The organism is Diaphorobacter nitroreducens (assembly GCF_002214645.1).
GTDB lineage: Bacteria > Pseudomonadota > Gammaproteobacteria > Burkholderiales > Burkholderiaceae_C > Diaphorobacter > Diaphorobacter nitroreducens.
The window spans coordinates 58614-83593 of sequence record NZ_CP016278.1; the positions used below are offsets into that span (position 1 = coordinate 58614).

The following is a 24980-nucleotide window of genomic DNA, read 5'->3' on the forward strand; positions in this document are numbered from 1 at the left end:
CATATTCCGGTTATGTGGTGGCATGCTTTGAGAATACGAATGAATCGCATTTATTTCAAATTCTCTCACTTTCATGCCGCCGCACCACCTTCCTTCCCTTCGCTCCAGTCTTCGTGCATGGACCCGCACGACGGCCCCCGCCCTGGCGCTGCTGTGCCCGCTGGCGATGGCGGCCGAGCCTGCCGCGCAGGCCCCGGCGCAACTGCCCACGGTGACCGTGCGTGCCGAGGGCGATGCCGAAGCGGCCGCGCCGCTGCGCCCCTCCGTGGCGGCGGAGCAGCAGCGACTGGACCGCGTTCCCGGCGGGACCAACCTGGCCACTCCGCAGCAGGAGACGCGCCTGGCCACGCTGCGCGACGCCCTGGACTACCAGCCGGGCATCGTGATCCAGGACTTCTTTGGTGCCACGGACCAGCCGCGCCTGTCCATACGCGGGTCGGGCATCCAGAGCAACCCGCTGAACCGCGGCGTGCTGCTGCTGCAGGACGGACTGCCGCTGAACGACGCCGATGGCTCCTTCATCATCGGTCTGGTGGAGCCGCGCAATGCCGCGTTGGTCAGCGTGCGACGCGGCGCCAACACGCTCACGCCGGGCGCGACCACGCTCGGGGGCGAGCTGGACTTCCAGTCGCTCACGGGCGCCGACGAGCGGGGCCGCGTGCGCGCCGAGGTGGGCAGCTTCGGCCGCCAGGCGCTGCAGGGCGCGGTCGGCCTGCAGGGCGCGCAGTGGGATGGGCGCATCAGCGTGAGCGGCGACCGCTACGACGGCTACCGCCACCATTCGGCGTCGCAGCGCGATGCGCTGCATGCCAACGTGGGGTTCCAGGCCGCCGGCGGGTTCGAGAACCGCACCTACCTGTCGTGGACCGATCTGGACTTCGACATCCCCACCGTCGTGCCCAAGGACCGCGTGCGCACCCAGCCGCGCGGTGTGATGGGCGACGGCGCCACGCCGCAGGACCAGTTGCTCAACGTCTACCGCCGCGACCCGCGCCGTGAAGCCACGCAGCTGCGCCTGGCCAACCGCTCGCGCTGGGGTGACGATGCGCTGCGCCAGGAGCTGGGCGTCTACTGGCAGGACACGGACGACCTGTTCAACAACCAGACCAGCTACACCATCACCCGCAGCCGCACGGCAGGTGCGCAGTGGCAGGCCAGCGGGCAGACGGCCGGTCCCCTGGCCTGGCGCGCGGCGCTGGGCTGGTCGCGCAGCCGCATGGACCGTGATCTGGATGCCACCAGCCCCGTGAACGGGGCAGCGCTGCAGCGCTTTGGCGCCTATGACCTCACGGCCGACAACCTGCAGGCGCTGCTGGCGGCCGACTGGCGCCTGGCGCCGGCATGGACGCTGGTCGGCCAGTGGGGCTGGAGCCACCAGACACGCGACGCCGCCAGCCGCCGGGACGGCCGCACGCTGCAACAGCAGTGGAGCTTTTCCACGCCCAAGGTGGGGGTGAACTGGACGCCCACGCCGGCCGTGCGCTGGTGGGCCAACTTGAGCCGCAGCCAGGAGGCGCCCACATTCTGGGAGATCGTCTCCGCCACCGTAGCGCCCAACGCCCCCGCGGCGGCCACCAGCGAGCTGGTGCGGCTGGACCTGCAGCGCGCCACCACCTTCGAGGTCGGTGGGCAAGGCCGCTGGGGCGAGGGTGCCCGTGCCCTGCACTGGACGGCTGCCGTGTACCGCAGCCAGGTGGCCGGCGAACTCATGAGCACCACCGATGCCAACGGCATCAAGGTGGGCACCTACAACTACGCCGGCGGAACGCGCCACCAGGGCGTGGAGGCAGGGCTGTCGGGCAGTTGGCCGCTGGGCATGGGCGCACTCGACTGGCGTGGCTCCTGGACGTACAGCGACTTCCGCTTCAAAGACGGCATCTACGCCGGCAACCGCATCGCCGGCGTGCCGCGCCACCTGATCAATGCCGAGGTGCTGTGGCGCGTCGCCACGGGTGCGGGTGTCTGGCGCATGGGTCCCAGCCTGCGCTGGATGCCCACCGACACGCCCACCGACCACGCCAACACCGCCGGCAGCGAGCAGGACGCCTACGCGCTGCTGGGCTTCAAGCTGGAGTGGAAGAGCGGCCCCTGGACGGCCTACCTGCAGGCCGACAACCTCACCGACCGGCGCTACGCCAGCAGCTATGCCATCCGCAACCAGGCCACGGCCGCGCAGCCGGGCTACCTGCCGGGCCTGGGCCGCAACGTGGCGGCGGGCGTGAGCTACCAGTTCTGAGGGCGATGCGATGCTGATGAACCCTGTGCAGTCCGTTGACCAGGGCCGCCGCCGCCTGCTGCAGACCTCGGGTGCGTTCGCGCTGGCCGGGTTGCCGGCATGGGGTGCGGCGGCTCCCACGGTGCCTGCCGCACCCGCCGCGCCGCTGGCCCGCCTGGTGCTGGCCGGGCCGCCAGCCATCGTCTCGGCGCCCCTGATCCACATGGCCGAGACTCAGGCGCTGGCGGGCGTGGCCGAGCGTGTGGAGTTCACCCCCTGGCGCGACCCCGACCAGCTGCGCGTGATGGCCTTGGGCCGCAAGGCGGATGTGCTGGCCATGCCCAGCAACGTGGCGGCCAACCTCTACAACCGTGGCGCGGGCGTCACGCTGCTGAGCATCTCCACCTGGGGCGCGCTGTGGATCGTCACGCGTGATGGCGCGCGGCGCACGCTGGCGGATTTTCGCGGCGAGGAAATCGCCGTGCCTTTCCGCGGCGACATGCCGGATCTGATGCTGCAACTGCTTACCGCCCGGCAGGGGCTGGACGTGCGGCGCGACTTCCGCGTGCGCTACGTGCCCACGCCCATGGAAGCCATGCAGTTGCTCATCACACGCCGGGTGCGCCATGCGCTGCTGTCGGAGCCCGCCGTGTCCCTGGCGCTGCGCAAGACGCAGTCCTTTCCCCTCGGGCTGGTGGCGCCCGAGCTGCACCGCGGCGCTGATCTACAGCAGGAATGGGGCCGTGTGTTCCAGCGCGCGCCGCGCATCCCGCAGGCGGGTATTGCCGCCGTGGGCGTCCTGCGCGGGCAAGGCGCCGCGCTCGCGGCCGTGGACGCAGCCTATGCGCGCTCCGTCGCCTGGTGCCGCGCCCATCCCCAGGAGTGCGGCCGCATGGTAGCCGCACGCATCGACCTGCTGACCCCCGACGCCGTGGCCGACGCGCTGGCCACCAGCCAGCTGGACGCGGTGCCGGCGCAGCGGGCGCGCGCCGAGGTCGACTTCTTCTTCCAGCAACTGCTCGCGCGCGACGCCGCGCTGCTGGGCGGGCGGCTGCCCGACTCCGGTTTCTTCCACTCTCCCGCCCAGCCCCACGCCAGCAATGCGGCGCCAGCGTCCAGCCACTGCGGTCTTTCCTCAGGACGTTCATGCCACACCACTTGATCCATGTGACCCTTTGCCGTCGCCATCCGCTGGCCCTGGCCGCCTTGCTGTGCCTGTCGGGCGCCGTGCGTGCCCAGGCCGCGGCCGAGGCCCCCGCCGCCACCGCCCTGGCGCCCGTCACCGTGACCGCCACACTGACCGAGCAGGACGCCCGCACGGCGCCCGCCAGCGTCACCGTGATCACCGCGCAGGACCTCGCCGAGCGCAACGCGGCCGACCTGCTGGACGCCGTGCGCGGCGCGCCGGGCATCACCTTCAGCGCGCGCCAGGTGGGGGGGCGCAAGACGCTCGCGCTGCGCGGGCTGGAGGGCAAGCACACGCTCACACTCATCGACGGGCGGCGCATCAGCGCGAGCGACGACGTGATCGGCCATTCCGACTACCAGTACGGCTGGCTGCCGGTGTCGGCCATCGAGCGTGTGGAGATCATCCGCGGGCCGATGTCGGCGCTGTACGGGTCCGAGGCGCTGGGCGGCGTGGTCAACATCATCACACGCAAGCCGGGCGACCGCTGGATCGGCTCGCTGGGCTTCAACGCCGCCTTCCCCGCCGGCGGCGAGGCCGCGGCCGAAGGGGGCGCCTCGCTGTTTGCGGCGGGCCCACTGAACGACCGGCTGCGCCTGTCGGTGAATGCCGAGTACGCCCACCGCGACGCCGTGGCGCAGCGCGAGGACCCGCGCTACAGCGAGATCGAGGGCCGCAAGCCGCGCAGCCTGGGGCTGAACGCCGAGCTGGACCTGGCGCCCGGCCACCGGCTGGAGGCCGGCGTGACCGATGGCGAGGAGCGGCGCTTCTACGACGACGTGAGCGGCACGCGCCCCTATGCCAACCGCTATGACCTCGACCGCCGCCAGACGCACGTGGGGTGGAAGGGCGAGATAGGCGCCTGGAAGGCGCAGGCACGCGCCTACCGCAGCGAGATCAGCGTGCGCAACAGCCGCACCAACGGCGTCAGCCCCACGCGGGCGCAGGACATGACGGACGATGTGGTGGACGGCCACGCCACCACCCGCTGGGGTGGCCACCAGGTCACCGTGGGCGGCGAGTGGCGCAATGAAGAGCTGGTGAATTCCGGCCTGCTGAACGGCCGCGACGACGTGTCGCACAAGGCCCTGTTCGTGCAGGACGAGTTCGCGCTGGGCACGAACCTGCTGGCCACGCTGGGGCTGCGCGCGGACCACCACGGCATCTTCGGCTCCGAGCTGAGCCCCCGCGCCTACCTGGTGTGGGAGGCCAGCCCCGCGCTGGTGGTCAAGGGCGGCCTGGGACATGCCTTCAAGGCGCCCACGCTCAAGCAGATCTCGCCGAACTATGTGGGCGCCGAGGGGCCGCACACCTTCCGGGGCAACGCCGACATCCAGCCGGAGACCTCCAACTCCTTCGAGATCGGGGCCGACTGGCAGGTCAGCCCGGCCTGGTCGCTGCGCGCCACCGCGTTCCATACCGAGGTCAAGCAGCTCATCACCTACCGCCTGATCCAGCAGGTGGGCACGCGCCGCACCTACCTCTACGACAACGTGGACGCGGCGCGCATCCAGGGCCTGGAGGCCGGCTTCACCTGGGCCATCACGGATGCGCTGCGCTGGAGCATGGACGCCACGCTGCTGCGCACCCGTGACAAGGCCACGGGCGAGCGCCTGTCCGACCGGCCGGACACCAGCGTGGCTTCGCGCTTGGCGTGGCGCGTGGCGGGCTGGGACGCGCAGCTGGGCGCCGAGTACACGGGCCGCCAGACCAGCTCCGGCCAGCGCCTGCCCGCCTACACGCTGTGGAACGCGAGCGTGGGCCGCGCCTGGGCGCTGGGCGCGCACCAGCGGCTGAACCTGCGCGCCGGCCTGGAGAACCTGGGCGATCTGCGCCTGGCGGAGAAGTCCCCCGCGTTCGGCTATGCCGAACAGGGCCGCCGCGTCTTCGTGAGTGCGCGGCTGGATTTCTGAACGCTTTGCGCGGGCGGTACTGTTTTGATAGCTGCTCGCGCTTGATACACAAGGGTTGGAGGCCGATTTGCTTAAAAAATGGTTGATGGGCCTGATGCTGCTGCTTGCGGGCGCGGCGCAGGCGGCATCGGTGCTGTTCATTGCCACGGGCAACGTACCGGCTGGCAAGTTCCATCAGTTGGCCGAGATCGCGCGCCCGCACGGGCTGACCGTGGAGGTGCGCTTCCTGGGCAGCCTGCCCGCCGACGTGGACGGCGGGCTGTGGCGCGGGCATGACGCGGTGTTCTTCGACAGCTACCTGCAGGACGAGGTGCGCGCGCGGCTCACGCGCGCGCTGCCCGCCCTGGCGCTGCCGCATGCCTGGCTGTACGACGCGCGCCCCGCCTGGGGCGGCGGCCTGCCCGAGGCCGTGGCGCAGCGGCTCGTGCGCTACTACGCCAGCGGCGGGCGCCAGAACTTCGAGGGGTTCTTCGCCACGCTGGCGGCGCAGCTGCAGGGGCGCGACGCGCTGGGGGCGGCGCCGGCGCCCGTGGTGTTCCCCAAGACCGGCATCTACCACCCGCGCGCGCCGGGCCTGGTGACGGCCGACCCTGCCGCGTACCTGCGCGCGCAGGGCGTCGACCCCACGGACGGCCAGCGCCGCCCCGTGGTCGCCATCGCCCTGCACCAGCAGTACATCGCCTCGATGCAGACGGCATTCATCGACGACCTCATCGCGCGCATCGAAGCCGCCGGCGCCACGGCGCTGGCGTTCTACACGCCCATGCTCGACCCGGGCGGCGTCACGCGCGTGCTGCAGCCCGGCGGCGCGGGCACGCCGGTGCTGGCCGACGTGCTCATCAACACGCAGATCATGCTGAACGCCGACGAGCGGCGCGCCGAGTTCACGCGGCTGGGCATGCCCGTGCTGCAGGCCATGCCCTACCGACGGGGCGACGAGGCCGCGTGGGCCGCCAGCCCGCAGGGCGTGGCCCTCATGGATGTGCCCTTCTACCTGGCCCAGGCCGAGTACGCGGGCGTGGTGGACATCCAGGTGGCCGCCGCCACGCGCGCGGGGGACGAGCAGGTCGTGCCCATCGCCGCGCAGGCCGCCGCCGTCGTCGGCAAGGCGATCAACCTGGTGGCGCTGCAGCGCAAGGCGAACGCCGACAAGCGCATCGCCGTGTTCTTCTGGAATTACCCGCCGGGGGAGAAGAACCTGTCGGCCTCGTTCCTCAACGTGCCGCGCAGCCTGCAGGCCACGCTGGCTGCGCTGCGCGGGGCGGGCTACGACACCCAGGCCGCGGACGAGCAGCCGCTGATCGCGCAGCTGCAGCGCCTGCTCGCGCCCGCCTACCGCGACGGCATGCTGGCGCCCTTGCTGCGCGATGGTCTGGCCGACCGCCTGCCGGTGCAGGAATACCGCGCCTGGCTCGCCACGCTGCCCGCGGCCACGCGCAATGCGCTGTACAAGAGCTGGGGGGCGCCCGAGGACTCGTCGATGGTGGTGCGCGAAGGCGGCCAGGCGTTCTTCGTCATCCCGCGCCTCATGCTGGGCAAAGTGGCGCTGCTGCCGCAGCCGCCGCGTGGCGAAAAGTGGGCAGACAAGGAGAAGTCGCTCTACCACTCCACCAGCGCCTGGCCTTCCCACCACTACCTGGCCGTGTACCTGTGGGCGCGGCGGAACGTGGGCGATGCCTTCGTGCACTTCGGCACGCACGGCAGCCAGGAATGGCTGCCGGGCAAGGAGCGCGGCCTGGCCGTGACCGACCCCGGCATGTTGGCCGTGGGCGACGTGCCCGTGGCCTACCCCTACATCGCCGACAACATCGGCGAGGCGCAGCAGGCGCGCCGGCGCGGGCGCGCGGTGATCGTGAGCCACCAGACGCCGCCGTTTCAGCCCGCGGGGCTGCATGCGCAGCTCACCGCGCTGCACGACCTGCTGCACGCCTGGGTGGCGCAGGACGAGGGCGCGGTGAAGGAGCGCATCGCCGCCGATCTGCTGGCGGGCGCCGAGAAGCAGCGCATCGTGGCCGACATGGGCCTCACCGCCGCGCAGGCGCGCGCCGACTTCGCGGGCTTCGTCAACCAGTTGCATGCGCACCTGCACGAACTGGCCGAGACCGCCCAGCCCCTGGGCCTGCACACGCTGGGCACCGCGCCGGCCGACGCGCACCGCCTGGGCACCGTGCTGCTGATGCTGGGCCGCCCTTACTGGGAGGCGGCCGCGCGCCATGCGGGCACACCGGCCGAGGACATCGACGAAGCCCTGGTGGGCGACTACGAGCGCATGGCGCAGACCGTGCCCTACCGCCTGCTGGCGCGCCATCTGCTGGAGGGCGAAGCCGACGACGCGCTGCCCGCGCCGCTGCGACACCACATGACCCAGGCGCGGCAGTGGTGGCAGGCCATCGGCGCGCAGAACGAACTGCCGGCGCTGCTCGCCGTGCTGGCGGGGCGGCACCTGCCCACGTCCTACGGCGGCGATCCGCTCAAGAACCCCGACGCTTACCCGACGGGCCGCAACCTGTATGGCTTCGACCCTTCGCGCGTGCCTACTCCGCAGGCCTGGGAGGCCGGCAAGCAGGCCGCCGAGCAGCTCATTGCCGCCTACCGCGAACAGCATGGCGGCACCGCGCCCACCAAGTTCACCTTCTCGCTCTGGTCGGTGGAAACCATGCGCCACCAGGGCATGCTGGAGGCGCAGGCGCTGTGGCTCATGGGGGTGGAGCCGGTGTGGGACCAGGGCGGGCGCGTCACCGGCGTGCGGCTGGTGCCGCGCAAGCAGCTCGCCCGCCCGCGGGTGGACGTGGTGCTGTCGGCCACCGGCTTGTACCGCGACCATTTCCCCAACGCCATGCAGCAGCTCGCGCGCGCCGCGCAGCTGGCCGCGCAGGCCGACGAGCCCGACAACCCCGTGGCGGCCAACGCCCGCGCCATCGCCGAGCGGCTGCGCGCGCGCGGCATGGCGGAGGGCGCGGCGCTGCGCGCGGGCCAGACACGCATCTTCTCTTCCGAGTCGGGCCGCTACGGCACGGGGCTGGACGACGCGGTGCTGGCCACCGACACCTGGCAGGGCAAGGCCGAGGGCGACCGCAAGCTCGCGCAGCTCTATCTCTCGCGCATGCAGTACGCCTACGGGCCCGACGAGTCCGAGTGGGGCAGCCTGCCTGCCGCGCAACGCGGCGGCAAGGACGGGACGGGCAATCTCTATGCCGAGCACCTGCGCGGCACGCAGGCCGCCGTGCTCTCGCGCAGCTCCAATACCTACGGCATGCTGACCACGGACGACCCGTTCCAGTACCTGGGCGGCATTGCGCTGGCCGTGCGCCACCTCGACGGCAAGGCTCCGCAGCTGCTCATCAGCAACCTGCGCGGGCCGGGCAGCGGGCGCGTGGAAGGCGCGGCGCAGTTTCTTGCCAAGGAACTGGCGACGCGCCAGTTCCACCCCGGCTACATCCAGGGCCTGATGAAGGAAGGCTACGCGGGCACGCTGCAGGTGCTGGACGCCACCAACAACTTCTGGGGCTGGACGGCCGTAGCGCGTGAGATCGTGCGCGACGACCAGTGGCAGGAGATGGCCGACGTCTACGTGCGCGACAAGCACCGCCTGGGCCTGGATGCGTGGTTCGAGCAGCACAACCCGCACGCCTTGGCGCAGACCATCGAGCGCATGCTGGAGGCCGCGCGCCAGGGCTACTGGCAGGCCGATGCGCAAACGCTGCAGACGCTCAAGAGCCGCTGGCGCGACCTGTCGCGGCGCTTCGACGTGCGCAGCGACAACGCGCACTTTGCGTCCTTCGTTGCCGAGGGGGCGCCGCAGGCCGCCGCGATGGGCTTCGGCCTGCAGCCGCCTGCGCGCGCCGCGCGTCCCACGGCAACGCCATCCGTGGCCCCGCAAGCGCCGACGGTGCCTGAGCCGCAGGCCCCGCCCGATCCGGCCCCCGAACCCGTGCCGCCACCGCCCACGGTAACGGGCATGCGCCTGGCACCCGTGGAGCCGGTGCAGCCCCCCCGACCTACGCTGGCCACGGCCGCGCTGGGGCTGCTGCTTGCGGCCATCACCGCGGCGGGCGCCCTGCGCCAGCGCCGGCGCGCCCTTGGTCCATCCCATTGAACCTCGATACACCATGACCAATCCGATCGAATCGGCGATGTACGTCGCCAGCCAGCTTTTCCTCTATCCCGTGCTCATCGCCATCGCGCTGCTGTTCGTGCATGCGTTCTATGCGCTGGGGGCCTTCGCATGGCAGGCGTGGCAGCGCCACCGGGGCCAGCCCGGGGGGTTTGAACTGGCCGCCGCGCGGGCGCGCAATCCGGCGCTTTCGCTGATCGACCTGGAGGCGCTGGCCACGAAGCGGCTGGAGTTCGCCCGCATTGCCACCCGCGTGGCGCCCATGCTGGGCCTGGTGGCCACCATGATCCCCATGGGGCCTGCGCTCATGGCACTGGCCGACGGGCAACTGGCCGACGTCTCGCGCAACCTCATGGTGGCGTTCTCGGCGGTGATCCTCGCGCTGCTGGCGGCGGCCATCAGTTATGCCGTGGTCAACGTGCGCCGGCGCTGGTATGCCGTGGACCTGGCCGTCATCGAACAGGGTGCGCCGGTGCTGCCGCCCGCGCCGGCGCCCGTGCACGACCCCGTGGCCGCGCTGGCGATGGAGGGGGTGCAATGAGCCGCCTGCGCCTGCTGGACGACACGGAGACGGATGACCCCATCCTCTCGGTCGTCAACCTCATCGATGTGTTCCTGGTCATCATCGCGGCGCTGCTGCTGGCGGTGGCCAACAGTGCGGTCAATCCCTTTGGCAGCGAATCGGTCACCGTCATCAAGAACCCCGGCCAGCCCAGCATGGAGGTGATCGTGAAGGACGGCCGCAAGATCGACCGCTACCGCGCCAGCGGCGAGATCGGGGAGGGCGAGGGCGCCAAGGCCGGCGTGGCCTACCGGCTCAAGGACGGCTCCATGGTCTACGTGCCCGAGCCGGGGGAGGGCGGCTGACATGGGCCTTGCCTGGCGCTGGCTGCGCGGCATTCCCGCGTACCTCTGGAGCGGCTGGGGCGCGGCTGCCAGCCTGCTGCTGTTCGTGGCGCTGTGGGAGCTGGGCGCGGGCTTGTATGGCCCGCTGATCCTGCCCGACCCGATGACCACCTTCGCCACCCTCTGGGGCCTGGTGCAATCGGGCGTTGCCTGGCCCGAGCTGGCCGTGACCGCGCGGCGTGCGCTTGCCGGCCTGCTGCTGGCGGTGACCGTGGGCAGTGCGCTGGGACTGCTGGCGGGGCTGTCGATGACGGCCTCGATGATGGCGCGGCCCTGGGTCACGCTGCTGCTGGGCATGCCGCCCATCGCCTGGCTGGTGCTGGCCATGCTGTGGTTCGGCGCGGGGGATGGCACGCCGGTGTTCACGGTGTTCGTGGCCTGCCTGCCGGTGGTGTTCATCGGCGCGCTGCAGGGCACGCGCACGCTGGACCACCACCTCAAGGACATGGCGCGCGCCTATCGCCTGCCCTGGCGCATGCGCCTCACCGATCTGTACCTGCCGCATGTGGCGGCGTATCTCTTCCCCGCGTGGATCACGGCGCTGGGCTCGTCGTGGAAAGTGGCCGTGATGGCCGAACTGCTGGCCACCAGCGACGGCGTGGGCGCGGCGCTGGCGGTGACGCGCTCGCACCTGGACACGGGCGCATCGCTGGCCTGGATCTGCGCCGTCGTGGGCAGCCTGCTGGTGCTCGAGTACGCGCTGCTGGAGCCCATCAAGCGCGAGCTGGAGCGTTGGCGGGGAGCGGGCACATGAGCGGCCTGCAGATTGAGGCGCTGCACCACGCCTACGGGCCGGCGATGGTGTTGCAAGGCATCGATTTGCAGGTGCCACCAGGGCGCATCGTTGCGCTGGTGGGCCCCTCGGGCTGCGGCAAGACCACGCTGCTGCACCTGTGCGCCGGCTTGCTGGCGTCGCAGCAGGGCCGCATCGAGCAGCTCCTGCAGCCCACCGCGGTGATGTTCCAGCAGCCGCGGCTGCTGCCGTGGATGACCACCTGCGACAACATCGCACTGGGCCTGAAGGCGCGAGGGGCCGCGCGAGCCGAGCGCCACCGCCAGGCCGCCGAGATGGCGCAGGCGCTGGGCCTGCCGGTTGCGGCGCTGGCGCAGTACCCGGCCGAGTTGTCGGGCGGCATGCAAAGCCGTGCCGCGCTGGCGCGCGCGCTGGTACTGGCACCCGCGCTGCTGCTGATGGACGAGCCCTTTGCCGCGCTGGATGTGGGCCTGCGCAGCCAGTTGCACCAGTTGCTGCTGGCCCGGCAGGCGCACACGGGCATGGCCGTGCTGCTGATCACCCACGACCTGATGGAAGCCGTTCGGTTGGCGGACGAGGTGCTGGTGATGGCCGCATCGCCGGGCCGCATCGTGGCGCGCTACCACCCGCCCGGCGCGGCGGTAGCGCGTGGCGATGCGCTGATGCACCGCTGCGCGGCAGAGTTGCAGCAGCATCCCGCGGTGCGTGCCGCGTTCGGGTTGCCCGACAGGGCGGGCTCCGCCACGGACGCGGACGACAGCGTGGCGGCTGCGGGCACTTGGCACGCCACCGCCGCCATGGTCGGCGGGCCGCAGCGCAGTGGTTGTTGAAATTGATATGAAAAATGCCGCCAGCCATTGCAGGGAAAGCGCGAGCAGCTCCTTTTTTTGAAATGAATCACCCCGCGAACCTGCTGCGCAGCGGCCATCCCATCTGGATGTGCGGCATGCGCCCCTTCTTTGTATTGACCATGGTGGCGGCCATCGGCCTGCTGGGCTGGTGGGCCTTCGTGCTGGCGCTGGGCTGGCCCGTGCCCCGGGTGGTCGGCGGGCCGCTGGTGTGGCATGTGCATGAACTGGTCTACGGCTTTGCCATGGCGGCGGTGGCGGGCTTTGCGTTGACGGCGCTGCCGGAGTTCACCGGCAGGCCTGGCGCCACGCGAAGCCAGTTGCGCGCGCTGGTGCTGCTGTGGCTGTGTGGCCGGCTGGGGTTCTGGGTGTCAGGCCATGCCGGCGGTGTGGCGTTGTGGCTGGCGGCCGCGGCGCAGGTGGGCCTGCCGCTGGCGCTGCTGGCGGTGTTGGCACCCGCGCTGCGCAGCCCGCAAGGGCGACGGCACGGGTCGTTTGGCGTGCTGCTGCTGGCTCTGGCAGGAACGGCGGCGGGCTTCTACGCCGATGCGCTGCGCGGCATGGCGGGGCTGCGGTGGCTGCATGCGGCGCTGGGCGTGCTCATGTTGCTCATCGTGGTGGCGGCCAGCCGCATTTCGATGCGCATCGTGAACCGCGCCATCGAGGAGGTCACGCCGGGTGCCGCTCCCTACGTGGCCCGCCCGCCGCGGCGCCACCTGGCGGCACTGTGCATCACGTTGTACACCGCGGCCGAGTTCCTGCGCCCGGCGAGCGCGCTGGCGGGCTGGCTGGCGCTGGCTGCCTCGGCGGCGGTCTTTCACCTGATGGGTGACTGGCACGTCGGTGCCGCCCTGTGGCGTCGGCGGTTTCCGCTGCTGCTCTACGCCATGTACGCCTGCATGGCCCTGGGCTATGGCGCGCTGGGGCTGGCGCATCTGGGTGTCCTTCCCGGCACCGCTGCAGGCCGGCACCTGATGGGCATGGGCACCGTGGGGCTGGGCATTTACGTGGTGATCGCCATCGCCGGGCGTGCCCACGCCGGTCTGGCACCGGACCCCGGGCGGTGGGTGCCCCTGGGCGCGGCCGCGCTGCTGGTGGCGACGGCCGTGCGTGCGGCCGCTGGCGGGATGGGCGGGGGAGGTGGTTGGCTGGCCCTGGCGGCTGCAGGTTGGTGCCTGGCCTTCCTGGCGGTTCTGTGGCGCATCGGCCCGCCGCTGTGGCGGCCGCGCAGCGATGGGCGCCAGGGGTGCGATGGGCCTGAATAGGTGGGGAGGAGAAGGCCCGCATCAAGCGGGCGAAGGAGCGGGAGAGCCGGGCTGGCGTGGAGCCCAGATCGCCATGAAAAAAGCCGAATCCGCGGTGCGGATTCGGCTTGGCTGTCTTTGGTGGGCCCTGAGTGACTCGAACACTCGACCAACGGATTAAGAGTCCGCTGCTCTACCAACTGAGCTAAGAGCCCTCTCTTTTCAGAGGTGCCGCGTTGCAGCACAGCCATGGATTATGCACCATTTTTTTCGCCTCGCTGCGACATCGGCCGAAAAATTTACATCAACAGGTGCTCGCCAGCGTTGTCGCCGCCCAGGATCACGTAATTCACCTTGCGGATGTCCGTGAGCTTTTTGCCGCCCGAATAGCTGATGGAGCTCTGGATGTCCTGCTCCATCTCGGTCAGGGTGTCCGCCAGCTTGCCCTTGATGGGCTCCAGGATGCGCTTGCCCTCGACGTGCTTGTACTCGCCCTTGTTGAAGTCGGACGCCGAGCCGTAGTACTCCTTGTACAGCTCGCCATCCACTTCCACGGTCTTGCCGGGCGATTCTTCGTGGCCCGCGAACAGCGAGCCCACCATCACCATCGTGGCGCCAAAACGCACGCTTTTGGCAATATCGCCGTGGCTGCGGATGCCGCCGTCGGCAATGATGGGCTTGGTGGCCACGCGCGCGCACCACTTCAGCGCCGACAACTGCCAGCCGCCCGTGCCGAAGCCTGTCTTGAGCTTGGTGATGCACACCTTGCCGGGGCCGATACCCACCTTGGTCGCGTCCGCGCCCCAGTTCTCCAGGTCGATCACGGCCTCGGGCGTGCCCACGTTGCCGGCGATCACGAAGGCCGCGGGGATCTTGGCCTTCAGGTACGTGATCATGTTCTTTACGCTGTCGGCATGGCCGTGCGCGATGTCGATGGTGATGTACTCGGGGCAGATGCCATCGGCCACAAAGCGGTCGACCGTGTCGTAGTCGGGCTGCTTCACCCCGAGCGAGATCGATGCGAAGCACCCTTGCGCATGCATGTCCTTGACGAATTGCACGTTGTCCAGGTCAAAGCGGTGCATGACGTAGAAGTAGCCGTTCTGCGCCAGCCAGGTGCAGATCTTCTCGTCGACCACCGTCTTCATGTTGGCGGGCACCACGGGCAGGCGAAAGCGGCGCCCGCCCAGCTCCACGCTGGTGTCGCACTCCGAGCGGCTTTCCACGCGGCACTTGCGCGGCAGCAGCAGGATGTTGTCGTAGTCGAAGATTTCCATGAGGTTCCAAGCTCCTGTAGAGGTCGCGCGCGAGGGATTTCGCGGGCGATGGGGCGCTTGGCTTGCTTTCCGGCTTTTGCGGGCCGCAGGCGTGATGGCCGGGCCGGTCCCTGCAGTGCGCAGGCACAAAAAACCGGGCGCAAGAAACTTGGGCCCGGTGATTGATTCTACCCGCCGCGCTGCCTTCGCTTTAATGACCCGTGCCGCAGTAGGTGTGTGCGGCGCCTACCCAGTCGCCGCCATCGCCTTGCACCCAGGCCGCCATGCGCAGGCGCTCGGGCTGCGCTCCGTGGGGTATGCGCATGGGACGTATCTCCAGCCAGCCGCCCCGCTCCTGTGAGGGGCGCTGCCCGGGCGCGTCCCACACGCCGTGAAAGACATTGCGCACCAGGTGGCGCGTGACCGGGTTGCCCTCGGTGCCTGCGGGTATTTCCTCCAGCATGAGCAGCGTGATCTGGAGGCGGCGCGGAGTCTTGCCATGCGGGGGAATGAAGCGCAGATGCGCGCCCACGTAGTCCGCCACTGCGGGCCCGTGGGCCACGCGCAGCAGGGCGGTGGTGGGCAGCGTGGGCAGGCTGCTCACGAAGGTGTCGCTGCGCTGCGGCACCTCGCGCCCCAGTGACCGCAGACGTTCCAATGCATCGGGCGTGGCCGCGGCAGACAGCGGGGCATCTTCGCCCTGCGTGCCGGGCACGATCCAGTCGAGCACCAGCGAATCCCGGCTAGCAGCCGCGACCGCTGGCGGCTCCGCCCAGCAGCTGGCGCAGTCGGCGTTGAGAAAGCGCTCCACCAGCACCGTGGGCTTGGGCTGGGCGTCGCTGGAGCAGGAGGCGCGCGGTTGCGCCATCGCCAGGGGCATGGCGAGACAGGCAAGCAGGGTGAGCAGTGAATAGCGCATGGGTGCCATGGTTCCACAAAGCCCGAGCGGCTGCATGCGCCGGTCGCGTTCCTACAATGGCGGAATGCTCCCACATGACCTGTTTTCCGGCGCGCCAGCGCCTTTTGGCACTGGCAATGGTGCCGGCGATACCGGGGTTTCGTCCCAGGCGGTGCAGCCGCTGCTGCAAAACCTCAACCCCGAGCAGTTGGCCGCCGTGACGCTGCCTGCCGGCCATGCGCTCATCCTGGCGGGCGCCGGCTCCGGCAAGACCCGGGTGCTCACCACGCGCATTGCCTGGCTGCTGCAGAACGGTCTGGCCACTCCGGGCGGCATCCTGGCCGTGACCTTCACCAACAAGGCGGCCAAGGAGATGCTGACGCGCCTCTCAGCCATGCTGCCCATCAATGTGCGGGGCATGTGGATCGGCACGTTCCACGGCCTGTGCAACCGCCTGCTGCGCGCGCACCACAAGCTGGCAGGCCTGCCGCAGGCCTTCCAGATCCTGGACACGCAGGACCAGCTCTCGGCCATCAAGCGGCTGTGCAAGCAGTTCAACGTGGACGAGGAGCGCTTCCCACCCAAGCAGCTGGCCTACTTCATCGCTGGCTGCAAGGAAGAGGGCATGCGCCCCCGCGACGTGCCGGCGCACGATGCCGACACGCGCAAGAAGGTGGAGCTGTACCAGTTGTACGAGGAGCAGTGCCAGCGCGAGGGCGTGGTGGACTTTGGCGAGCTGATGCTGCGCAGCTTTGAGCTGCTGCGCGACAACGACCCCGTGCGGGCGCATTACCAGCGGCGCTTTGCGCACATTTTGGTGGACGAGTTCCAGGACACCAACAAGCTGCAATACGCCTGGCTCAAGCAGATGGCGGGCGACGTGGTGGACGGACGCCTGCACACGCAGGGCAGCGTGCTGGCCGTGGGTGACGACGACCAGAGCATCTACGCCTTTCGCGGGGCACGCGTGGGCAACATGCAGGACTTCGTGCGCGAGTTCGACGTGCAGCACCAGATCAAGCTGGAGCAGAACTACCGCAGCTACAGCAACATCCTGGACTCGGCCAACGCGCTGATCAGCCACAACAGCCGGCGCTTGGGAAAAAACCTGCGCACCACGCAGGGCCCGGGCGAGCCCGTGCGCATCTATGAGGCCAACAGCGATCTGGCCGAGGCGCAGTGGATGGTCGATGAGATCAAGCAGCTCGTGCGGGACGGCGAGATGCCGCGCAAGGAGATCGCTGTGCTCTACCGCAGCAATGCGCAGAGCCGCGTGATCGAATCGGCCCTGTTCAACGCCAGCGTGCCCTACCGCGTGTACGGCGGGCTGCGCTTTTTCGAGCGCGCCGAGATCAAGCACGCGCTGGCCTACCTGCGCCTGCTGGAGAACCCGCACGACGACACCAGCTTTCTGCGCGTGGTGAACTTCCCGCCGCGCGGCATTGGCGCGCGCACGCTGGAGGTGCTGCAGGATGCGGCGCGCAGCAGTGGCTGCTCGCTGCACGACGCGGTGAGTGCGGTGCCTGGCAAGGCCGGCACCAACCTGGGGGCCTTCGTGGCCCTGGTTCAAGTGCTGCGCGAGCAGACGCAGGGCCAGAACCTGCGCGGCATCATCGGCCAGGTGCTGGAATCCAGCGGCCTGCTGGAGCATTACCGCCACGAAAAGGAAGGCGCGGACCGGCTGGAGAACCTGGACGAGCTCATCAACGCGGCCGAGAGCTTCGTCACCCAGGAGGGCTTTGGCCGCGATGCGGTCGCGCTGCCGCTGGACGAGCATGGCAACGCCCTCACGCAAAGCCCGGCCAGCCAGGGGCTGGACCCCGACGCGCCGATGCTGAATGCTCCTGGCAACGTGGATGCCGACACCGGCGAAACGCTGTCGCCGCTCGCGGCCTTCCTGACCCACGCCGCATTGGAGGCGGGGGACAACCAGGCCCAGGCGGGGCAGGATGCGGTGCAGCTCATGACCGTGCATGCCAGCAAGGGGTTGGAGTTCGACTGCGTGTTCATCGGCGGCATGGAGGAAGGGCTGTTCCCGCATGAGAACTCCATGAGCGACCGCGACGGCCTGGAGGAAGAACGCCGCCTGATGTACGTGGCCATCACCCGCGCGCGCAAGCGTCTGTACCTGAGCCATTCGCAGACGCGCATGCTGCACGGGCAGACGCGCTACAACGTCAAGAGCCGCTTTTTGATGAGCTACCCGAGGAGGCGCTCAAATGGATCACACCGCGCCAGGCAGGGTTTGGATCTTTTGCTCCTGATTCAGGAGCTGCTCGCGCTTACCAGTCGGGCGCCAGAGGCCAATTTGGCTTCAAGACCGAAGTGTTCGCCAGTCCCCCCGTACCCCCGGTCAAGGCGGCGCCGGGCCATGGCCTGCGCGTGGGGCTGGCGGTGTTCCACACCAAGTTCGGCGAGGGCAAGGTGCTGGCCATCGAAGGCGCGGACGCCGACGCGCGGGCGCAGGTGCACTTTCCGCGCCACGGCACCAAGTGGCTGGCGCTGTCGGTGGCCAAGCTCACCATCGTCGAATAAGTGCTCGCCCAGAGACCGCAGCCTTCTGTCTTGCCTATTCAAAAGTAACTTGAAATTTCCCCGACATCGGGAGGCAGCGCGGGCTTCACGCCCAGGGAATGCCGCGTGGGGCTTGAGACGTATGGGGCCAGCGCATGTCCCTCATCGATTTTTCAGGATAACTTTTGATTACAGGAAACCCCGCTGGCACGCATTGCCGCGAATAAATTGCCCCTTGGGAATGAACGCCGCCAGCACCCCTGTGATGCGCGTTCACTGTCAAGCACCACGCAAGGAGTAAAGATGGGGATGGAACACAGAGGAGCCCTGGGTTGGGTGGCGGTGGCCATGGCGACGGTGTGGCTCGCGGGCTGCAAGGATCCGGCGGGCACGGCGGCGGTGCAGGCCTCCGCACCGACTCCGGCCACGGCTCCACCCCCCGCCACGGCTGCGGCGCCGGCGGCAACAGCCACGGCGGCGCCTGCCGCAGCAGCGGTGGTTGCGGCTCCCCCTGGTGCTGCTCCGGCCGCGCCACGCACCTTGCCGCTGGGCGTGCAAGGCGTGGCACCGGCGGGGGTGACGGTGCGCGTCAAGAGTGTGCAGATCGGGGGCGACGCCACGGTGCTGGATGTGAGCATCTCCTTTGCCAACCGCATCACCGACTCCACCATGCTGGCGCTGGCCGATACCTACCTGCAGGACGAAAGCGGCGCGCGCCTGCACGTCAAGCGGCCGGACCACAACCGGGACATCACCATCCGCGAAGGCCAGACCCTGGATGGGCAACTGGTTTTCCTGGGCCGCGTGCTGCCCACCGCGCGCACGCTCAAGCTGGTCTTCAATGACGGCAACGATGGCGACAACATCGTGGCGCCGGGGCTGTCCATGGACCTGCCGCTGCAGGCGGGCTGATGGCGGTGCGGTGTTCGCCAGCCTGGCGGGCTGTCCTGTGGGCCGCGTGCTGCGCCGCCGTGGCCTCTGCGGCGCAGACATTGGAAGTGCGGCGCAGCAGCCAGTCGCTCGCGGCGACGCCCACCCATTTGCAACCAGCGGACGCTGCCCCGCTGACCCAATTGCAGCCGCACGTGACGCACGGCGGCCTGGTGCCGCGCGAGACCGAAACCCGGCTGCAGGCGGCGGCAGGGCCGGCCACGCTGCTGCGCGCGGCCGAGGTGCCGCCGCAGCGGCTGGAGCAGACCCGCGCGCTGCTGGTGGAACTGCAGGCCCAGCCCACGCCCGAGCAGGCCATCTCCATCGACCTGCCTGCCGATGTGTTGTTTGACTTTGACAAGGCCGAGTTGCGGGCCGATGCCGCGCGCTCGCTTGACAAGGCGGCCGAGCTGCTCAAGAGCTACCCCCAGGCGCCCATCGACGTGGTGGGACACACAGACGGCAAGGGGGGCGATGCCTACAACGACGCCTTGTCGCAGCGCCGCGCCGCCGCCGTCGCCGCCGCGCTGCAGTCGCGCACGGGGCGGCCGATCGCCACGCGCGGCATGGGCAAGCGCCAGCCTGTCGCGCCCAATACCACGCCGGATGGACGGGACGATCCTGATGGGCGCCAGCGCAACCGGCGCGTGCAGATCGTGATCGGGGCATTGCCGGAGCGGTAGGGGATGGGACCCGGGCCCGCGCGTCGCTCAGGCGCTGTGGGTCTGTGTGTCCTCGCGTGTGCACGGAAGGCCCGGCGTGCGAAACAATGTCTTGAAGATGTCATGTACACGTCATGCGGGCGCAACAGACGTACTCCAGGATCGCGGGACCTTGATTGCCACTACCGAGTCCAACGACCCATGAACACCACGATCGTTTCCGAGTACGACGACAATGAAATCGTCAACCATTCGTCCAACCAGCACATCGACAGCGTCCTGGCCGCGCGCCTGAGCCGTCGCAGCGCCCTCAAGGGCGGTGTCGGCGCCACCACTGCGGCTCTGCTGGGCGGCGTGAGCCTGAGCGCCTGCGGCGGTGGCAGCGACGATGACGAAACTCCCGCACCCGAGCCGATCCGCCTCAACTTCAATGCCGTCGCCAAGAGCAACGCCGACCTGGTAACGGTACCCGAGGGTTACCAGGTCAGCATCCTGCACGCCCTGGGCGACCCGATCCACTATGGCGACGAGTCCTGGAAGGACGATGGCTCCGAGACGGCCGAGTCCTATGACCGCCGCATCGGCGACGGCCACGACGGCATGTACTACTTCGGCATGTCCGACGACGGCAAGTTCGACCCCAGCCGCTCCGACCGCGGCCTGCTGTGCGTGAACCATGAGTATGTGGTTGCGCCTTATGGTCTGCATCCCACGGGGCGCATCACGGTGGACGGCAAGCGCCCGGCCGAGCAGGTGGACAAGGAAATCCGCGCCCACGGTGCCAGCGTGGTGGAAGTCAAGCGCAAGAGCGGCAGCAACGAGATGGAAATGGTGCGCGGCTCCAAATACAACCGCCGCATCACCTCGGCCACGCCGATGGACTTTGGCGGCCCCGCCGCCGGCAACGCCAAGCTGTTCAACAAGCTCTCGCCGGACGGCAAGCAGGCCTTCGGGATGAACAACAACTGCGCCAACGGCTACACGCCCTGGGGCACCTATCTGACGTGCGAGGAGAACTTCCTGAACGTCATCGGCCGTGCCGCCGGCGACGACGCCCAACGCTCCGCCACCGAAATCGTGGCCCTGAAGCGCTATGGCTTGCCCGAGAACCGCAAGAGCCCTTACCTGTGGGACACCGCCGAGGGCGAGCAGTACCAGCGCTGGAACAGCAAGGTGAGCGCCGCCAGCGCCGCGGAGGACTATCGCAACATCTTCAACACCTTCGGCTGGGTGGTGGAGATCGACCCCTTCCGCCCCGACAGCAAGCCCGTCAAGCGCACGGCGCTGGGCCGCTTCAACCATGAAGGGGCATGGCCGGCACCCGCCAAGGCCGGCGAGCCGATCGTCATCTACTCTGGCGACGATGCGCGCAACGAGTACGTGTTCAAGTTCGTGTCCGATGCCAAGTGGGACCCCAAGGACATCAACGGCGGCGTGGCCGCCGGTGCCAAGTACCTGGACAAGGGCACGCTGTACGCTGCCAAGTTCAACAACGATGGCAGCGGCGAGTGGCTGGAACTGACGTTCGGCAAGAACGGCATCGACGCCACCAACGCGCTGTACCCGTTCGCCGACCAGGCCGATGTGGTCATGCACTGCCGCCTGGCGGCCGACGCCCGCGGCGCGACCAAGATGGACCGTCCCGAGTGGGGTGGCGTGAACCCGTTGAACAACGAGGTGTACATGACCATGACCAACAACTCGCAGCGCACGGCCGCCACGCTGAACGCCGCCAACCCGCGCGTGGGCAACACCAATGGCCACATCATCCGCTGGAAGGAAGAGGGCGGCCAGGCGGGTACCAAGTTCCAGTGGGACGTGTACCTGTTCGGCGCGCGCAGCGACAACAAGCAGAGCGAGAACCTGTCGGGCCTGACCGCCGTGAACGATTTCTCCAGCCCCGACGGCCTGCATTTCGACCAGCGCAGCGCCAATGCCGGCGGCCTGCTGTGGATCCAGACCGACGACGGTTCCTACACCGATGTGACCAACTGCATGATGCTGGCCGCCATTCCCGGCAAGGTCGGTGACGGCGGCAAGGTCACCACCAAGGAGGGCCAGGCCACGATCATGGGCTCCAAGCCCACCGAGGCCACGGTGCGCCGCTTCCTGGTCGGCCCGTTCGACTGCGAGATCACGGGCGTGGTGGTCACGCCCGACGGCAAGACGCTGTTCTTCAACGTGCAGCACCCGGGCGAGGACGCTGAGAAGGCCAACTTCGCCACCAGCACCTTCACCAGCTACTGGCCGGGCAACCAGCCTGGGATCACCAGCAGCCACAAGGGCCTCAAGCGTCCGCGCTCGGCCACCGTGGTGGTGACGCGCAAGGACGGCGGCACGATCGGTATCTAACCGGCTTGCACGGGAGCCGTCTCTCGCCTTGCGCGCAGGAGGGCTCCGCGGTACTTCCAACCCGCCTCTGGCGGGTTTTTTCTTGCCTGTTCAGGGCGAGGGTGCGGGTGGAACCTTATTCGCTGAGGAGCAGTGCACCCCAAGCGCACTGTTTGGCTCGGGGCACGCCCGGGTGCGCCGAAGCGCGCGGGGACTCGGCCCGCTCCGTCCGAATATCTGGAAGCACGGGACCGGGCGGAGCGCCCCGACGACTCCGCTGACGCAGCTTTATGAATCCTGCTCGGGTGACGCCGCAGCGGGTGAGTCGCCGTGGTCGTGGTGGGGCGCGTCGAAGCTGTCGCGGAACGTGAACACCACCGACGAGAAGAACATGGCGGCCAGCATCATCGCCGTCGCCACCATGATGCCGCCGGCCATGCCGGCGCCCAGACCGATGGCGCTCAGCATCGTGACCAGCAGGCTGATGACCACGCCTGCGCCGAGGAACACGCCCATCCACGACAGCCCATACACCGTGAAGGCCCCGAAGTTGCGCAGGCAGGCGACGATGCTGAAGAACAGCGCCTTCACGGGCGGCACGTTGTGCCAGTGCACCAGGCCAGGCGCGTGCCAGAACAGCAGCGACAGCGGCACGTACAGCAGCAGCGACAGCCACATGGCCGCCTGGAAGCTGCCCGACTCGGCCATCTCGCGCGTCAGCGGCTCGCCGCCCAGGTACACGCGTGCGAACTGCCCGCCGTCCACGAGGGCCGACAGCCCCATCAGGCCGAGGAAGCCCACGGCGTAGAGCGCGCCCAGGGTCAGCATGTGGTTCAGCCGCTGCTTGCCGGTGCGAAACGCCACCAGCAGCAGTGCGGGCGTGGGCACGCGGTCCTGGCTGGCCTCGGCCGCGGCCACCATCATGGCCAGCGTGGCCGAGGGCAGCAGGCCCAGTGCCACGGCGGGGCCGATCAGCGGCAGCATGGTGGCCAGCGACATCGCCGCCATGGTCATGAAAAACAGCGCGGCCAGCGCCATGGGCTGGCGCCAGAACACGCGAATGCCCAGGCGTACCCATTCCAGGCCCGCGCGCGCGGGGACGATGTGCAGTTTCATGGATTGGAAATCGAAGGTGGAGCGCCGCGGCAGCGGTGCGGGCGCATGGGGGAATTTACCCCAGTTGCCGCTGCACAGGCCGCAGCGGTGGATGAAACCAACGGTTATGTGTGGAGTGGCTGTTGCGGGGCGCGCGGCGCACCATGGTGGCTACAGAGTCACCGGATGGGCCGCGCGCTGGCGTAGCACGCGCTCAAAATGTGTGGGGTCGTGGGGCTTGAGCATGGCGGCCTCGCGCGGCAGGTAGAAGTCCCACAGGCGCGAGATCCAGAAGCGCAGCGCCCCGGCGCGCAGCATGGCGGGCAGCAGGGCGCGTTCATGCGCGGTGAGCGGGCGCACGGCCTGGTAGGCGTCGATCATGGCCTGGGCGCGCGGTGCGGCGTGCGCGCCGGTGGGCAGGTCGATGCACCAGTCGTTCAGGCACACGGCCAGGTCGAAGAGGAAGGTGTCCACGCCCGCGAAATAGAAGTCGAAGAGGCCCGTGAGTTCCTCGCCTTCGAACATCACGTTGTCGCGGAACAGATCGGCATGGATGGGGCCGCGCGGCAGCGCTGCGTAGGCGCTGGAGGCCGCCACATGGTTCTGGTAGGCCAGTTCGGACTGCAGCAGCGCCGCCGGCTCGGCGCCGATGTGCGGCAGTACCACCGGCACGGTCTCGTTCCACCAGGGCAGGCCGCGCAGGTTGGGCTGCTGGCGTTCATAGCCGCTTGCGGCCAGGTGCATGCGCGCCAGCATGGTGCCCACGGCCGCGCAGTGCGCTTCCTGGGGGCTGAGCTGGCTCTTGCCGCGCAGCTTGGTGGCCAGCGCAGCGGGCTTGCCGCACACCTGGTGCAGGATCTCGCCATGCTTGTCGGCCTGCGGGTCCGGCACGGGGATGCCCGCGTGCGCCAGATGCTTCATCAGGTGCAGGTAGAACGGCAGCTGCTCTGCGGTGAGGCGCTCGAACAGCGTGAGTACGTACTCGCCCTGCTCGCAGGTGACGAAGTAGTTGGTGTTCTCGATGCCGCCCTCGATGCCGCGCAGCTCAAGCAGCTTGCCCAGCTGCAGCCGGCGCAGCAATTCGCGCGCCTCTTTGGTGGAGACTTCGGTGAAAACGGCCATCGGTCAGTACGTCAGTGCACTCGGCGTGCTGAAAAAAGCGGGGGAAGGAGCGGGCGATACGGGCCGCCCAGGAATGCCGCGTTGGCTGCGGTCAGAAATTGCGCAAGTTCCACACGCGCGGTGCGGTCACGGTGTCCGACTCGTTGAAGTTGCCGGGGCGTGCGCGGGCTCCGTCGTTGGAGCGCACTTCGTACGCGGGCAGGGGCGTGCCGGTCTTGGGTTGCACGGTGATGCTCTGCGTCTGCCCGCCCACGCGCAACTCTTGCACGCGGCTGCCGGCGTCCTCCACCACGATGTGCTCTACGCGCTGGTTGTGGCGCCCTTCAGTCTGCTGCTCTCTTTCCAATAGCTGGCCGCGCCCGTCCGTACTGGGCTGAATGGCATTTTGGCTTGCATTCTGAGCCAGGGCGGGAGCACTGGCCAGGGCCAGCAGCAGGAAGGTGGAGTGGAGAGCGCGCATGGCGCGATTGTAGGCGCCGTGCGCCGGCGTGCGCGCTCAGCGCTGCGGCGGGCAGGTGCTGGCGCTGCAGGCCTGCGTGTACTTGCCGATGAAGGTGCGGAAGTTCTTGCCGAGCTTGCCCATCTCTTCGCACACATCGCCGCGCGCATCGAAGGCAAAGCCCTGCGTGCCGGCGGCGTTGAACAGCTCCACGCGCGTGAGGCCCAGGCGCGCGAACTGCGCAGGGTCGTGCCACTGCTGCGCGCAGATGTTGTGGAAGACAAAGGTGTTGTACACCAGCTCGGTGACCTCGGGCTTGTTCATCTGCGCGCGCAGCACGCCGCCGTCAAACTGTGCGGCACTGATGCCGTGCAGCGACTTCTGCATCGAAGGCGGCACGTTCTTGAAGTCCGGGTTGGCCCACGCCAGGGTGGTGGTGGCGCAGGCGACGAGTGCGAGCAGGTGGTGTTTCATGGGGCAGCCTTGGGGAGAGGGGAGGGCGCGGCGCACCGCCGGGCCATGGCGACGGATTGTGCCGCTTTCCACTGCACCT

18 protein-coding genes, 1 tRNA gene and 1 pseudogene are annotated in these 24980 nt (G+C 69.3%); 13 read left to right on the forward strand and 7 right to left on the reverse strand.

The window, feature by feature from the left end; translation table 11 throughout:
* The first annotated feature begins 73 nt into the window (after positions 1-73).
* The 9 genes from BA022_RS00300 to BA022_RS00340 all read left to right on the forward strand — a co-directional run bounded on the left by BA022_RS00300 (position 74) and on the right by BA022_RS00340 (position 13201).
* The gene (locus BA022_RS00300; protein ID WP_088886191.1) at positions 74-2236 is read left to right on the forward strand and encodes a TonB-dependent receptor family protein; all 2163 of its coding nucleotides are present in this window, start codon (positions 74-76) and stop codon (positions 2234-2236) included.
* A gap of 10 nt (positions 2237-2246) precedes the next feature.
* Complete coding sequence (locus BA022_RS00305) at positions 2247-3377, forward strand: ABC transporter substrate-binding protein (RefSeq protein WP_088886192.1); 1131 nt, start codon at positions 2247-2249, stop codon at positions 3375-3377.
* Entirely contained in the window at positions 3362-5314 is a 1953-nt protein-coding gene (locus BA022_RS00310; protein ID WP_088886193.1) for a TonB-dependent receptor plug domain-containing protein, read from the forward strand. The genes BA022_RS00305 and BA022_RS00310 overlap by 16 nt, the downstream gene beginning before the upstream one ends.
* A gap of 85 nt (positions 5315-5399) precedes the next feature.
* On the forward strand, positions 5400-9410 hold the full coding sequence (cobN, locus tag BA022_RS00315; RefSeq protein WP_088886194.1) for a cobaltochelatase subunit CobN: 4011 nt from the start codon (positions 5400-5402) through the stop codon (positions 9408-9410).
* A 13-nt stretch (positions 9411-9423) separates the two neighbouring features.
* Positions 9424-9969 carry a MotA/TolQ/ExbB proton channel family protein gene (locus BA022_RS00320; protein ID WP_088886195.1) on the forward strand — a complete coding sequence of 182 codons (546 nt, stop codon included), beginning with the start codon at positions 9424-9426 and terminating at the stop codon, positions 9967-9969.
* Positions 9966-10295, forward strand: coding sequence for a DUF2149 domain-containing protein (locus BA022_RS00325; protein ID WP_015914020.1), 330 nt, complete (start codon positions 9966-9968; stop codon positions 10293-10295). Before BA022_RS00320 ends, BA022_RS00325 begins: the two co-directional genes overlap by 4 nt.
* Before the next feature lies 1 nt (position 10296).
* Positions 10297-11088, forward strand: coding sequence for an ABC transporter permease (locus BA022_RS00330; protein WP_015914019.1), 792 nt, complete (start codon positions 10297-10299; stop codon positions 11086-11088).
* On the forward strand, positions 11085-11918 hold the full coding sequence (locus BA022_RS00335) for an ATP-binding cassette domain-containing protein (protein ID WP_088886196.1): 834 nt from the start codon (positions 11085-11087) through the stop codon (positions 11916-11918). Before BA022_RS00330 ends, BA022_RS00335 begins: the two co-directional genes overlap by 4 nt.
* Positions 11919-11980: 62 nt before the next feature.
* Positions 11981-13201: an NnrS family protein gene (locus BA022_RS00340; RefSeq protein WP_187305994.1), complete on the forward strand. Its 1221-nt coding sequence runs from the start codon at positions 11981-11983 to the stop codon at positions 13199-13201.
* A 118-nt stretch (positions 13202-13319) separates the two neighbouring features.
* Here BA022_RS00340 and BA022_RS00345 read toward each other — a convergent pair.
* The 3 genes from BA022_RS00345 to BA022_RS00355 all read right to left on the reverse strand — a co-directional run bounded on the left by BA022_RS00345 (position 13320) and on the right by BA022_RS00355 (position 15364).
* Positions 13320-13395 (reverse strand) — tRNA-Lys (locus BA022_RS00345).
* Between the two features lie 84 nt (positions 13396-13479).
* The gene (locus BA022_RS00350; RefSeq protein ID WP_088886197.1) at positions 13480-14457 is read right to left on the reverse strand and encodes a GMP reductase; all 978 of its coding nucleotides are present in this window, start codon (positions 14455-14457) and stop codon (positions 13480-13482) included.
* Positions 14458-14647: 190 nt separating this feature from the next.
* Positions 14648-15364 (reverse strand): hypothetical protein, encoded by a 717-nt coding sequence (locus BA022_RS00355; protein WP_088886198.1) that lies wholly within the window; start codon positions 15362-15364, stop codon positions 14648-14650.
* A gap of 55 nt (positions 15365-15419) precedes the next feature.
* Between BA022_RS00355 and BA022_RS00360 the strand changes: the two are divergent.
* From BA022_RS00360 to BA022_RS00375, 4 genes and pseudogenes are all read left to right on the forward strand, one after another.
* Positions 15420-17869: pseudogene (locus BA022_RS00360) on the forward strand (UvrD-helicase domain-containing protein).
* Between the two features lie 288 nt (positions 17870-18157).
* The gene (locus BA022_RS00365; protein ID WP_228403669.1) at positions 18158-18760 is read left to right on the forward strand and encodes a hypothetical protein; all 603 of its coding nucleotides are present in this window, start codon (positions 18158-18160) and stop codon (positions 18758-18760) included.
* A 59-nt stretch (positions 18761-18819) separates the two neighbouring features.
* The gene (locus BA022_RS00370; RefSeq protein WP_228403671.1) at positions 18820-19461 is read left to right on the forward strand and encodes an OmpA family protein; all 642 of its coding nucleotides are present in this window, start codon (positions 18820-18822) and stop codon (positions 19459-19461) included.
* A gap of 180 nt (positions 19462-19641) precedes the next feature.
* The gene (locus BA022_RS00375) at positions 19642-21792 is read left to right on the forward strand and encodes a PhoX family protein (protein WP_015914011.1); all 2151 of its coding nucleotides are present in this window, start codon (positions 19642-19644) and stop codon (positions 21790-21792) included.
* A gap of 267 nt (positions 21793-22059) precedes the next feature.
* Here the strand turns inward: BA022_RS00375 and BA022_RS00380 are convergent, their stop codons facing one another.
* From BA022_RS00380 to BA022_RS00395, 4 genes are all read right to left on the reverse strand, one after another.
* On the reverse strand, positions 22060-22887 hold the full coding sequence (locus BA022_RS00380) for a BPSS1780 family membrane protein (RefSeq protein ID WP_088886201.1): 828 nt from the start codon (positions 22885-22887) through the stop codon (positions 22060-22062).
* A gap of 150 nt (positions 22888-23037) precedes the next feature.
* Positions 23038-23988 carry a homoserine kinase gene (locus BA022_RS00385; protein WP_088886202.1) on the reverse strand — a complete coding sequence of 317 codons (951 nt, stop codon included), beginning with the start codon at positions 23986-23988 and terminating at the stop codon, positions 23038-23040.
* Positions 23989-24079: 91 nt separating this feature from the next.
* Positions 24080-24448, reverse strand: coding sequence for a hypothetical protein (locus BA022_RS00390; protein WP_088886203.1), 369 nt, complete (start codon positions 24446-24448; stop codon positions 24080-24082).
* Positions 24449-24484: 36 nt separating this feature from the next.
* Complete coding sequence (locus BA022_RS00395; protein ID WP_088886204.1) at positions 24485-24901, reverse strand: hypothetical protein; 417 nt, start codon at positions 24899-24901, stop codon at positions 24485-24487.
* Positions 24902-24980 lie beyond the last annotated feature (79 nt).